Here is a 12,107-nt window from a genome sequence, read left to right as displayed (position 1 = left end):
TCGCTTGAGAACAAGCACTGGAATTCGTCCCAAATTTTGGAAGCCGCTGCCTCGTCCAAAATTGGAAGCTGACCGTGATCATTAGATGACAGCTGCTCGTCAGTTTTTGGTCAGCTTGCTTCTCTAAGGTGCCGGCCCGTTCGTGTGAACTGATGGCTCACCTCACTACGTGACAGAAATGATTTCCTCCATGTTGTTTGGCATTACGCCGACCCCTGTCAACTCCGTCGAGTGTGCCTCCAACGGCTGTTCGCCGGCACACGCCCAGTTTGATGAGAGTCTTGCGCAGGCGGCCTCGAACCAAGGTGCCGCCTCTTCTGTGACCGAGCGCGCGCCAGCTCCATTGCTGCCGGAAGTACCGCGCGCAGTCATGTCGCCGAGCCCGCTCGGCGATCGCGTCCTTCAGAGCATTTCTGCTATCCATCAGGGCAAACCATTTCCGTCGGGTGCAGTTTCGCCGACGCTCGTCGGCGAGCCTGATCCTACCAAGGGTCTCCAGCTTGGGCCGGCGGCGCAACCAGTCTTGCGTGTGCAGCAAGTCGAGGTACATCCAGCGGGCAAACCGGAAGGTGCGGATCATTTCGATTCGGCGCTGGCGAATCTGCGGGATGTTTACAACGGCGTTATCCAGGTTTCGCTCCTCTCCAAGGGGACAGGTGCTGTCAGTTCATCTCTGAACAAGCTTCTATCGGCGGGCTGAGCGGGCCGTTGGCTGTCTTGACGAAAGACAAGATCGGTAACGGCTGCCCCGCAAGAAAGCGGCTTCATGCTCTTGTCTTGTTGCCGCTTTTGCTGACCCTCGCCGGTTGCAAAGCTGATCTGTATACCAAAGTTCAAGAACGCGAAGCCAACGAGATGCTTGGGCTGCTCCTGAGCAAGGGCGTCGATGCCATCCGTGTTGTCGGTAAGGATGGGACCAGCACAATTCAGGTGGAAGAAAAGCAGCTCGCCTACTCAATCGAGCTTCTGAATAACCAGGGCTTGCCGCGCCAACCCTTCAAGAGCCTTGGTGAGGTGTTCAAGGGGGCGGGCCTCGTTGCCTCTCCGGTTGAGGAGCGAGCCCGCTACGTCTATGCTCTCAGTGAAGAATTGTCGCGCACGATCAACGATATCGATGGGGTTCTCTCCGCCCGTGTTCATGTCGTTCTGCCGAAGAATGATCTTTTGCGACAGGATGCAACCCCGTCTTCGGCGTCGGTGTTCATTCGATACGCCTCGAATGCGAAGCTCTCAGCCTTGCTGCCGCAGATCAAGATGCTCGTCGCCAACAGCATCGAAGGTCTATCATACGACAAGGTGGCGGTCGTGTTCGTGCCGGTTGAGCGGGCTCAGCATGAGGTCTCCGTTGTGCCAGCGGCAGCTTCCACCGAACCAACCAAGTTCATTGCAACCCACATTGCGATCGGTGCAGGAGGTGGGCTCGCCGCGTTGGGCATTCTATCTTACGTGCTGCTGAGCACACGTGGGCGACAGCTTCGTCAATCCTGGCTCAAAGTGACAAGTTTCGGCAGAGATGCCAGCAAGCCAGCGGGCCAGTCCGCCGGCAAAAAGCTCTCCTCCGATCCGAAATAGCGGCAGCAGGTCCGTATCGATGGCATCCACTAACCCAACTTATTCACTCAACCCGCATTCCGATCGCCTGCGCGAGCTTGCCGCTTTGATCCATCCCAGCCGGTTTGCCGGCCATCTTGATGGGCTTCTGTCGGACGCCACCGTGCTGCAGTTGCAGAAGTCTCCAAGACTGCAGCAAAGACTGGTCGAATTGCTGCTAGGTAGTGAGCTGGTTTCGAGCGGAACCGACTGGGGTAGGGACGTTCTGCTCGGGCATGAGCCGCGTCGGGCGGCGCTGCTCGCTGGCAGTATCTGGCATGCCCGTTCGGTGCTGAAGCTTGTGTCAAGGCATGATCTAGCGATTCTGATCGAAAACATTGGTGGCGAAGCACATGCTTTCGCAATCCGACATTTATCCAGCGCCGTCGCAACCACATCGATTGACGATCCGCAGAAGCTCGCGAGCCAGATTGAAAATGACGGATTTGCCTGCCTTGGCGCTTGGCTCAAGGACACATCAGAGCTTGACCGTGTGCGCGTTCTTCTCCGCTTACCTGTGGGGACCACCGCCGAATCTCCAGCAGCCGAACACCACAACTCAGCGGGTCAGCTACTGTCTTTGGTGGTGGCCCACTTGGCCACGCAGGAGCCAGCGGCATGACCGCCAATGAAACAGTCTTGCCATATAGCCCGCAGATACGGCCGCTCGGTCCGCTCATACCAGCCGCGGAACTTGGCATCTGGTACGATGCGGTGCAGACGCGCGCGCTAGCCGAGCGATACCTGCGGCAGGTTCGCAGTTGGGCAAGGAAGGCCTATCAGCAGGAGCGGGAGCGCGGGCACTGCGAGGGTCTAAGGTCAGGCTCGGACGAAATGGCACAGCTGATTGCCCGAGCTGCTTCCGATGTGGCCGGGCGAAAAGCCGTTCTGCAACAGGAGTTACCACAGCTCGTCATTGAGATATTGACCGATTTGTTGGGCTCCTTTGATCCGGGTGAGATGTTGGTAAGAACCGTTCGTCACGCTGTCGAGAAAAGATATGGCAGCGCAGAAATATGCCTTCACGTGTCTCCTGTGAACGCTGATGCACTAAGACATGAATTCCTGGCGTTCGATGGAATGAATGGTCGGCCGAAAGTCAGAATCGATCCGGACCCTGCCGTGGGGCCGGACCAGTGCGTTCTGTGGAGTGAGTTCGGCAGTGTCGATTTAGGACTTGCCGCGCAGCTCCGCACATTGCGTCTCGGCCTTGATCCATCTTCTCAGGAAAGCTAACCGTGACGACGCAACAATCAGGCCATGATCAAGCCGGCGAAGGAGATGTGCATGCGGCGATAGCATCTCTGAGATTCGCAGCAAAGGAGGTCGATACGCGTGCCGTGCGGGGACGGATCACGCGTGCGATCGGCACCTTGCTCCATGCCGTGTTGCCAGGGGCCCGTATTGGAGAACTGTGCCTATTGCAGGATCACGCTTCTGGATGGTCACTTGAAGCGGAAGTCATCGGTTTGCTGCCGGACGGGGTTTTGCTGACGCCCATTGGCGATATGGTAGGCTTGTCCCACCGCGCGGAAGTGCTCCCGACAGGGCGCATGCAGGAAGTGTCAGTCGGGCCCGGCCTGCTCGGCCGCGTGATCGATAGCTTCGGCCGTCCACTCGATGGCAAGGGGCCGATAAGGACGGTCCACACTTGTCCGCTCCGCGGCAAGGCGCCCAACCCGATGAGGCGGCGTGGCATCGAGCAGCCGTTTCCGCTCGGCGTTCGCGTTCTGGATGGACTTCTGACGTGTGGCGAAGGTCAGCGCATCGGAATCTATGGAGATGCCGGTTGCGGTAAGTCGACGCTGATGTCGCAAATTGTAAAAGGCGCGGCCGCCGATGTCACCGTGGTTGCGCTCATAGGGGAGCGTGGGCGCGAGGTGCGTGAATTCATCGAACGTCATATTGGAGATGCCCTCGCTCGCACGATCGTTGTCGTTGAGACATCCGATCGATCGGCAATGGAGCGGGCGCAATGCGCTCATATGGCCACCGCACTCGCCGAGTATTTTCGTGATCAAGGGCTGCAGGTCGTTCTGATGATGGATTCGCTGACGCGCTTTAGCCGTGCGATGCGCGAAATCGGCCTTGCCGCCGGAGAACCTCCCACCCGGCGCGGCTTTCCTCCTTCCGTCTTTGCGCTGCTTCCTGGTCTGTTGGAGCGAGCCGGTATGGGCGAGCGGGGCTCGATCACGGCATTCTATACCGTGCTTGTCGAAGGTGACGGCACGGGCGATCCGATCGCTGAAGAGTCGCGCGGCATTCTCGATGGTCATATCATTCTTTCGCGCGCGCTGGCCTCCCGAGAGCATTTTCCCGCCATCGACGTGCTGTCGAGCCGAAGTCGTGTCATGGATGCGGTCGCCTCTGGTCCACATCGCAAGGCGGCATCCGCATTCCGCGATCTGCTCTCGCGCTACAATGAGGCTGAGTTCCTGATCAAGGTCGGTGAATACAAGCCGGGCAACGATCCACTGAGTGATCGGGCAATCGAGTCAATCGAGGAACTGCGCGCATTCTTGCGCCAGGGACAGGACGAGCCGTCTAGCTTTGAGGAGACCGTTTCATGGATGTCGCGTCTGACGGCCTGAATGTAATCGACCACCCGCTTTACCGGCACTAAGACCTTCATCGATCCTCTTTCACTTTGAATCTGCTTGATGAGAAGGATTTGCTAGCGGCTCATACGATGAGCGCCTACGCACTTAGGACTGCGTCTCACGCCGCGTGGAACTCTGCTCCCGCAAGTCGGTCCTGCTCAGGCACCGAAGACTACAGTTTTCCTTCCATTCAGCACCACCCGATCCTCGAGATGATGTCGCACGGCGCGGGCAAGTACCCGGCGTTCTATGTCGCGACCTTTGCGGACGAGATCCTCCGGCGTGTCGCGGTGTGAGATCCGCTCAACATCCTGCTCGATAATGGGGCCCTCATCGAGATCGGAGGTCACGTAATGTGCTGTCGCGCCGATCAGCTTGACCCCCCGCTCGTGGGCCTGATGGTACGGCTTGGCCCCCTTGAAGCCCGGCAAGAAGGAGTGATGGATGTTAATGCAGCGCCCGGACAACTTGGCGGAAAAACCGTCCGACAGAATCTGCATATAACGTGCAAGGACGACGACGTCCGTATGGGTCTCCTGCACGAGCTCCCAAAGGCGGGTCTCTTGTTCCATCTTTGTCTGCTTGGAGACAGGTAAGTGGTGAAATGGCAGTTCGGCTAAATCGGTCGAAGACAGATGCTCGCGGCCGTGGTTGGAGACGATAGCTGTTACCTCCATCGGCAGTTCGCCAATACGCCAGCGATAAAGCAGATCGGCCAGGCAATGATCGACTTTTGAGACCAGCAGCATCACACGCTTTTTTGCGGAGCTCTGTCGCAAAGTAAACCTCATCACGAGACGGTCCGCGAGCTCCGCAATTGATGCTCTGATTTCTGGCTCTGATTTCGCGTGCTCACCGCAATCGAACACGACGCGCATGAAAAACTGACCAGTCTCCGTATCGTCGAACTGCTGTGCGTCAAGTATGTTGCAGCCAGCCTCGAACAGACGACTTGAGACAGCCGAAACAATGCCTGGGCGGTCAGGGCAGGACAACACGAGGATCATCGAACGATCAGACATGACAAACACGCCAAGCGGCGGCCCTTCGTAAGCGGAGTCAAGAAGCGGCGATAGTGATCATTCCGTGGAGCGTGCTACCAGCAGCTCCGGCGCAATGAGGTCTTCGGCTTTCCGCCACTCGCCCTTCACACGCGTGCGGTTCAAATCGTAGAAGGGACGAAGAGATGCGATCGCTGCGTGCCTTTCGCCCGCGATCTCGATCTCAAAGTTTCCCTGAGCCAGCCATTCGGCACTCACCCCGCTTTCGGAATGCAGATAGCCCATGCCAACGCCGCAGCCAAGCGTATGGCCGAAGCCCGCGGACCGCAGATAGCCGACGAGCGATCCATTGCGCCAGACGGGTTCAGTTCCGAACATGAGCGGCGCCGCCTTCGGGGCGGCTAATTGAACAAGACGCCGGCGTGGAACTTGCGGGCGCTGGGCCTCGAGGACGGCGCGTCCGATGAAATCCTCGTCCTTCTTCCAGGCGACTGTGAACCCCAATCCCGACTCGAGCGGTGAGTCTTCATCACTGACGTCCGATCCCCAATCTCGGTAACCCGCCTCCAGGCGTAACGTATTTAGGGCCACGTAGCCCGCGTGGCGCAGATCGAGATCGCGGCCCGCCGCGATAAGCGCATCGTAGATACCGAGGGCCTGCTCGGCAGGAATGTGCAGCTCCCATCCGAGCTCTCCGACGAACGTCATGCGAAACCCAAAGGCAAGACCATAGCCAATCTCGATTTCCCGGGCCGTCGCGAAAGGAAATGCAGCATCGGAAAAATCTGCAGGACTCACGCGCATGAGCAACTCGCGCGAGCGCGGCCCCATGACTGAGAGGCACGCGTATCCCGATGAGACGTCGGCAACGGAGACATGGCCTGAACCTCTGGCATGCGTTCGCAGCCATGCGAGATCCCGGATGCGCTGCACGGCCGCCGTAACCACCAGAAACTCGTCGTCGCCCGTTCGAGCGATTGTGACGTCGGACTCCATGCCGCCTCGCTCGTTGAGCCATGGCGTGTACACGATGCGGCCTACGGGAACGTCGACGTTGTTGGTCGACAGACGTTGAAGCAAGGCGAGGGCATCGCGCCCCTGCACCAGCAGATGCGCGAAGGACGTCTGATCAAACAGTGTGACCCCAGACCGGGTGGCCTCGTGTTCCGCACGGCTTGCGTTAAACCAATCGTCGCGACCAAATGTGGCATGAGTGCTGGTCGGCGCCCCAGGCGCACCAAACCATTGCGCCCTTTCCCATCCCGCTGCCTCGCCGAAGTTTGCGCCCGCCGCGGCAAGCCGATCGTGCAGCGGTGATACGCGCACGTTCCGCGCCGTCTTGGGAGACTTGTGAGGCCAATGCAGGGCCCAAAGATTACCAACAGCCTCGCCGGTTCGATCGCGCAGATATCGGCGATTGCGCTGGAACGGCATGGCTCGCCGCACGTCCATTTCCCAATAGTCACTAGCGGGGACGGCCGTCGACATCCACTCGGCCATCACTTTGCCAGCGCCACCAGAAGATTCGATGCCGCACGAATTGAACCCCGCAGCGACATAGAGGTTCGCGATGTCCGGTGCAGGTCCTAACAGGAACCGATTGTCAGGCGTAAAACTCTCCGGCCCATTGAAGTTTAGTTGCAGTCCGACGTTCTCCAGCGCTGGCATGCGACGCATGGCATTGATGAGATAAGGCTCGATGTGCTCAAAATCATCTGGGAGGGAATCAAAGCTGAAATCGTGCGGAATCCCATCCATGCCCCACGGTTTGCCGCGGGTTTCGAAGAACCCGACCAGCAATTTGCCTGCGTCCGGCTTCTCGTAGAAATGCGCATCCATATCGCGAATGGTCGGAAGATCAGAAGGCAAATCGGCGATCGCTTCTGTCACCACATAAAAATGCTCTGCCGCTTGCAGCGGCACCGTCCAATTGAGCTCGGCAGCCACGGTCCGTGTCCACATTCCCGTGCAGATGACGACCTTCTCGGCGCGCACGACGCCTTCCGCGGTCTCGACGCCGGCGACACGCCCCTTTTCGACAATGATGCGGGTCACTGGAGTGCGCTCCAGGATTTTGGCTCCGCCCTGCCGAGCTCCGGCCGCGAAAGCGCGTGCCGTATCCACCGGGCTGGTCATGCCGTCGGAGGGGATCCATGCAGCGCCAATGACATCCGCCACATCGAGCAAAGGCACACGTCGTTTGGCTTCGGCAGCGTCGATCATCTCGACCTCAAGACCAAAGGAGCGCCCCATTGACGCGCCTCGCCTCAACTCCTCAAGTCGCGCAGGCGTGGCCGCGATGGTGATAGACCCGGATTGCCGGAAGCCTGTGGACTGCCCCGTCAGGCTTTCAAGCTCATGGAACAACCCCGCGGTGTACTGGGCCAACCTCGCCATGTTCTCGTTGGCTCGAAGCTGAGTTACCAATCCCGCCGCGTGCCATGTGGTGCCGCAGGTGAGTTGGTCGCGCTCAAGCAGGAGAACGTCGCGATGCCCAAGGCACGTAAGATGAAAAGCAGTCGATAGACCGATGATGCCACCGCCGACGATGACGTATTCCGCATGGGAGGGCAGTTTGCTTTGCATTCGAGGACTCAAAAATGACTGGCAGGGGGATAAGCGAGATGCAGACCTGGATCACGCCATGAATGTCGGTGCGTTCGAGTTGGCGTCAAGTTCGTTTGGCTGAACACGCGCCCAGCGCGATGCAGAATAACAGCGACAGCGCCTTGCCAACCCTGATCGGGATGTTGAGTATCGAGATTGGTGGGTTGGCGCGCCACTCTACACTCGACATTGGCACCGTTTCCGCTGCGGATACGATGACCTATTCGCGCAGAACGGGGCACCCTGGTGTCGTTTTTGCGCCCGAGGTCGTTGACCACCGCATCATGCCCGACGTGTACGGAAGCATACAAATTTCGATCCCCTCCTACGCCGCTCGTTCCGTAACGTCGTCAGCCGGAAGCTTTATGCCCTGGCATATTATCGGCGGGCTGATCTGAATTTGTTTAATATCGCGGCTGCCAGCGCCGAAATACTGCACTCAATCTCCAAAGCTTAAAGGTTTTAAGTGCTCAATTGCGATGCCCACATGGAAATATAGAAACGGTCCGGGTCGTGCGGCCGCGCGCATTTCCTGGTCGTAGCATGGCGCGAAGCACGGGCTCTCGACATCCAGAAAAAGTCGATGGGCGCTCCGTGGTAGGAAATGAGGGACGCAGCCCTCATGCGTGCAGCTTCTGCAATTCCTTCAGGATCGCTTCGCCCATCTGCGTGGTCGAGGCAGCGGTCGCGCCTTCCGACTTGATGTCGGCGGTGCGCAGGCCGCTCGCCAGCACCGCGGCGATCGCGGCGTCGACCTTGTCGGCGAGATCGCCCATATCGAAGGAATAGCGCAGCGCCATGCCGAAGGACGAGATCATCGCAATGGGGTTGGCGAGGCTCTTGCCGGCGATGTCAGGCGCGGAGCCGTGCACCGGCTCGTACAGCGCCTTGCGCTTTTTGCTGTTGACGTCGACCTCGCCGAGAGAGGCCGAGGGCAGCATGCCGAGCGAGCCGGTCAGCATTGCCGCGATGTCGGACAGCATGTCGCCGAACAGATTGTCGGTGACGATGACGTCGAACTGCTTCGGCCGCTTCACCAGCATCATGCCGCCGGAATCGGCGAGTTGGTGCTCGAGCGTGACGTCGGGGTATTCGCGCTTGTGGAGCTGGGTCATGACCTCGTTCCAGAGCACGCCCGACTTCATGACGTTGCGCTTCTCCATCGAGGTCACCTTGTTCTTGCGCTTCTTGGCAAGCTCGAAGGCGACGCGGCCGATGCGCTCGATCTCATAGGTGTTGTAGACCTGGGTATCGATGGCGCGCTTCTGGCCGTTGCCGAGATCGGTGATGGTCTTGGGCTCGCCGAAATAGACGCCGCCCGTAAGCTCGCGCACGATCATGATGTCGAGCCCTTCAACGGCTTCGCGCTTCAGGGTCGAGACGTTCGTAAGCGCCGGATAGCACACGGCGGGACGCAGATTGGCGAAAAGGGCGAGATCCTTGCGCAGCCGCAACAGGCCGGCTTCGGGGCGCACCTCGTAAGGCACGGCATCCCATTTCGGGCCACCGACCGCGCCGAAAATGACCACATCTGCGTCCTGCACCTTGGCCATGTCGCCTTCGGAGATCGAGACCTTGTGCGCGTCGTAGGCGGCGCCGCCGACGAGCCCCGTATCGGTCTCGAACTTCGCAATGCCTGCCGCATTGAGCCAGTCGATCAGCCGCTTCACCTCGCCCATCACCTCCGGGCCGATACCGTCACCGGGGAGTAGCAAAAGTCTGTGGGTCGTCATAATCTGGTCCTTGTGTAAGCTGGAGTGCTAGAAAGATTTCTGCCCGGAGCAAGACGCGTCGTTTTGATCTTGCCAGATTGAGACAACAGCCACGGGAGTGACTTAGATCGACGGGCCGGCGGCCGCAGCCATCGTAGGCCGGCAAGCTCATTAAAATCAGGTCAAGCGTGGTCACATACCTGTTCGGCTATTTGACCGCTGTGCGCGCGATTGTTTTCGATTGCAAAATGCGAAGCGTTGTTGGTGTCCAGCCACGCCGAACCGTCGATGACGAACAGTTGTCCATTCTCCTGCTTGTGAGGAACCGACCGCTACGCCGGCACTGCCGCGTCGCCGATGGGCAGCAGCACCTGTTCAACACCAAGGGCACAGCAATTGCACTAGGTATCCGCCAGATGGCGGCAACCTCCAGATGGCTTCTAACCCTCATGCTGTAGATCGACCTGAAGGATCCGGCTCAGCACGCGCGGTGGACAAACGTGGCGGTCCTCGACACCCATCGCCAGCGACAGATTTCGTCGGGAAATTGCGGCACTTAGGGTATTCGCAAGCAAGTAAGCGACCGTCATTGGTCCGACACCGCCAGGGACCGGCGTGATATAGCTTGCATGCTTACTCGCTTCAGCAAACGCCACATCTCCAACTATCTTGGTAGTCCCGGTCGAATCAACAGCGCGATTGATGCCGACATCAATGACAATTGCGCCTGGCTTGAGCCAGTCGCCTCGAACCAGCCCAGCGCAACCGGCCGCAGCGATCACGATGTCGGCCCTTCGGCAAATTTCCGGCAGGTTTCTGGTCTGGAGCTGCGCACCTGTCACGGTGCATCCGGCGTCGCCGAGGAGAGTTGCGAGAGGTTTTCCGACAATGTTCGAGCGACCAATTACGACGACGTCAAGACCGTTCAAGTCACTGACAACCGTGTTGATGAGATGAACAACCCCGAGCGGAGTGCAAGGCGCAAGAGCAGGTCGACCCGCTGCCAACCTTCCGACATTGTAGGGATGAAACCCATCCACGTCCTTCGCTGGATCGATGGCCTCCAGCACGCGCCAACGGTCAATGTGCACCGGCAACGGAAGCTGAACCAGAATACCATCGATGGAGTCGTCTGCGTTAAGCTGCTCGATCAATTCCAGCAGCTCAGCTTGACCGACATTGCTCGGCAATAAAAATTGCTTAGACTTGAAGCCTACGGCCTGCGCTTGCTTGGCTTTTGTCTTCACGTAAACGGAACTGGCAGGATCCTTTCCGACGAGCACGACGGCCAAGCCGGGGGTCACGTTGCAATTGGCCTGTAGCAGGGCCACGTCGCGCGCGACGCGAGCTCGAAGACTTTCTGCGATGACCTTTCCATCAATTCGGACAGCATTCATGATGAATTCCTGAGGGAGAGCAAGATAGCTTGGCGAGGCACGTCGTCCGACCCAATTGCGTGGAAAGAAAAGGGGTCCCTTCACCAGCAACTGGGCTCCATGTCCTCTTCGTTCTCACAGTCTCGCCAGTACGCGAACAACGATACAGCGCGCCCGGTGCGGGTCCCGTCCCAGCACCGAGCGCGCATATAGTGCTTCGCCGGATGTGCTATATGTAACCTGAATCCTCGCTTGATTGGTGCGATAAGCGGCGAATGGGCGATGAAATCCCGCGTTGCGGGCGCGCCATCCAACGGATTCCGGCTGATTTGGGACGAACCGCGCACAGCATCACGACTCCGACGTGTCACCTCTTGGAGGTCAAAACGCCGCCTCAGCTTTGGCGTCCATTCCGCCGCGGGCGCGGTGAGTAAGTTCAGCTGGATTTGTGAAGTCGAGCGCGAGACTTCTCTAACGCAAGACGCGTTACGCCGCCGCAGAGCGCCTGCCGATCGTCGGACGCGCTTCATTGTGCGCAGTGCACCCGACAACCACCTCACGTCTTCAGCTTCAGCCGCCCGATGAAATCGCGCTTGCCGAGCGGCACGCCTTTGTGGCGCAGGATGTCGTAGGCCGTGGTGGCGTGGAAGAAGAAGTTCGGCAGCGAGAACGACATCAGGAAACCCTCCACCGAGAACGGCAGCGCGCGATCGCTGAACTTGAACGTGACCTCACGGCCGATGAGGCCGTTCACGGCCTCCGGTGTCAGCGCTGCAAGTTCGTCGTGCGCGCCCTTCACCTGAGCCTGCAGGCCTGCATAGTCGATCCCGGGCGGAACTTTCGGCGGAACGAACACGCCGTTCTTCGCAGCCTCGATCGCACCACGCGAGTGATGGGTGACTGACGCGATTTGGTAGGTCAGCGGCAGCATGTCGGGTGCAAGTCGCGCTTCGATGATCTCGGCAAGATCGACACCCACCTCGCGAAAATGCGCGGCGCCCTTCTCGAGGACACCGCCGAGCGCCCCGAGAATCTGCAGGTAGTTCGCAACACTTGCGTCGTAGAGCGTAAAGGCCATGGCACTAACCTCCTCTTTCACAGCATCTTAAATGCAGTCAACCTTAAACAAAACTCTGTCCGGTCATTGGCGCCGGGTACTAAGCCGCTTGCAACCAGCTTATGTTGACAGAGAAAGCTGCTAGTATTGAGGATGACTGACGA

General features: G+C 59.0%; 11 protein-coding genes. 6 read left to right on the top strand and 5 right to left on the bottom strand.

Features of this window, described 5'->3' with window-relative positions:
* Positions 1-178 precede the first annotated feature (178 nt).
* From FOM02_RS36100 to sctN, 5 genes are read left to right on the top strand one after another with little or no spacing between them, the layout of a single operon-like run.
* Entirely contained in the window at positions 179-700 is a 522-nt protein-coding gene (locus tag FOM02_RS36100; RefSeq protein WP_265440824.1) for a nodulation protein NolB, read from the top strand.
* Between the two features lie 17 nt (positions 701-717).
* Positions 718-1,572 (top strand): type III secretion system inner membrane ring lipoprotein SctJ, encoded by an 855-nt coding sequence (gene sctJ, locus FOM02_RS36095; RefSeq protein ID WP_416207798.1) that lies wholly within the window; start codon positions 718-720, stop codon positions 1,570-1,572.
* A 19-nt stretch (positions 1,573-1,591) separates the two neighbouring features.
* Positions 1,592-2,212: a nodulation protein NolU gene (locus FOM02_RS36090; RefSeq protein ID WP_265440822.1), complete on the top strand. Its 621-nt coding sequence runs from the start codon at positions 1,592-1,594 to the stop codon at positions 2,210-2,212.
* On the top strand, positions 2,209-2,826 hold the full coding sequence (sctL, locus tag FOM02_RS36085; RefSeq protein WP_265440821.1) for a type III secretion system stator protein SctL: 618 nt from the start codon (positions 2,209-2,211) through the stop codon (positions 2,824-2,826). The genes FOM02_RS36090 and sctL overlap by 4 nt, the downstream gene beginning before the upstream one ends.
* A gap of 2 nt (positions 2,827-2,828) precedes the next feature.
* Complete coding sequence (gene sctN, locus FOM02_RS36080; protein ID WP_322596926.1) at positions 2,829-4,181, top strand: type III secretion system ATPase SctN; 1,353 nt, start codon at positions 2,829-2,831, stop codon at positions 4,179-4,181.
* A gap of 167 nt (positions 4,182-4,348) precedes the next feature.
* Here sctN and purU read toward each other — a convergent pair whose 3' ends face one another.
* Together purU and FOM02_RS36070 are read right to left on the bottom strand one after the other, a co-directional pair.
* Entirely contained in the window at positions 4,349-5,212 is an 864-nt protein-coding gene (purU, locus tag FOM02_RS36075; RefSeq protein ID WP_265440820.1) for a formyltetrahydrofolate deformylase, read from the bottom strand.
* A 57-nt stretch (positions 5,213-5,269) separates the two neighbouring features.
* Entirely contained in the window at positions 5,270-7,777 is a 2,508-nt protein-coding gene (locus FOM02_RS36070) for a GcvT family protein (RefSeq protein WP_265440819.1), read from the bottom strand.
* Positions 7,778-7,839: 62 nt separating this feature from the next.
* Here FOM02_RS36070 and FOM02_RS36065 point away from each other — a divergent pair, with 62 nt between their 5' ends.
* The gene (locus FOM02_RS36065) at positions 7,840-8,196 is read left to right on the top strand and encodes a hypothetical protein (RefSeq protein ID WP_265440818.1); all 357 of its coding nucleotides are present in this window, start codon (positions 7,840-7,842) and stop codon (positions 8,194-8,196) included.
* 222 nt (positions 8,197-8,418) lie between these two features.
* Here FOM02_RS36065 and leuB read toward each other — a convergent pair whose 3' ends face one another.
* The 3 genes from leuB to FOM02_RS36050 form a co-directional block, all read right to left on the bottom strand.
* The gene (gene leuB, locus FOM02_RS36060; RefSeq protein WP_265440817.1) at positions 8,419-9,531 is read right to left on the bottom strand and encodes a 3-isopropylmalate dehydrogenase; all 1,113 of its coding nucleotides are present in this window, start codon (positions 9,529-9,531) and stop codon (positions 8,419-8,421) included.
* A 419-nt stretch (positions 9,532-9,950) separates the two neighbouring features.
* Positions 9,951-10,907, bottom strand: coding sequence for a bifunctional methylenetetrahydrofolate dehydrogenase/methenyltetrahydrofolate cyclohydrolase FolD (gene folD / locus FOM02_RS36055; protein WP_265440816.1), 957 nt, complete (start codon positions 10,905-10,907; stop codon positions 9,951-9,953).
* 535 nt (positions 10,908-11,442) lie between these two features.
* Positions 11,443-11,964: a DUF1993 domain-containing protein gene (locus FOM02_RS36050; RefSeq protein ID WP_265440815.1), complete on the bottom strand. Its 522-nt coding sequence runs from the start codon at positions 11,962-11,964 to the stop codon at positions 11,443-11,445.
* Positions 11,965-12,107 lie beyond the last annotated feature (143 nt).

Origin of the sequence: Bradyrhizobium sp. SEMIA (genome assembly GCF_014844175.1) — a bacterium.
GTDB lineage: Bacteria > Pseudomonadota > Alphaproteobacteria > Rhizobiales > Xanthobacteraceae > Bradyrhizobium > Bradyrhizobium arachidis.
Note: the sequence above shows the minus strand (reverse complement) of the source record. Positions and strands in the feature narration are given on the sequence as shown.

Excerpts from the sequence above, each read along its gene's own strand:
- FOM02_RS36100 (WP_265440824.1), top strand. The coding sequence starts at position 179 with ATGATTTCCTCCATGTTGTTTGGCATTACGCCGACCCCTGTCAACTCC.
- FOM02_RS36090 (WP_265440822.1), top strand. The coding sequence starts at position 1,592 with ATGGCATCCACTAACCCAACTTATTCACTCAACCCGCATTCCGATCGC.
- sctL (WP_265440821.1), top strand. The coding sequence starts at position 2,209 with ATGACCGCCAATGAAACAGTCTTGCCATATAGCCCGCAGATACGGCCG.
- purU (WP_265440820.1), bottom strand. The coding sequence starts at position 5,212 with ATGTCTGATCGTTCGATGATCCTCGTGTTGTCCTGCCCTGACCGCCCA.
- FOM02_RS36070 (WP_265440819.1), bottom strand. The coding sequence starts at position 7,777 with ATGCAAAGCAAACTGCCCTCCCATGCGGAATACGTCATCGTCGGCGGT.
- FOM02_RS36065 (WP_265440818.1), top strand. The coding sequence starts at position 7,840 with ATGTCGGTGCGTTCGAGTTGGCGTCAAGTTCGTTTGGCTGAACACGCG.
- leuB (WP_265440817.1), bottom strand. The coding sequence starts at position 9,531 with ATGACGACCCACAGACTTTTGCTACTCCCCGGTGACGGTATCGGCCCG.
- folD (WP_265440816.1), bottom strand. The coding sequence starts at position 10,907 with ATGAATGCTGTCCGAATTGATGGAAAGGTCATCGCAGAAAGTCTTCGA.
- FOM02_RS36050 (WP_265440815.1), bottom strand. The coding sequence starts at position 11,964 with ATGGCCTTTACGCTCTACGACGCAAGTGTTGCGAACTACCTGCAGATT.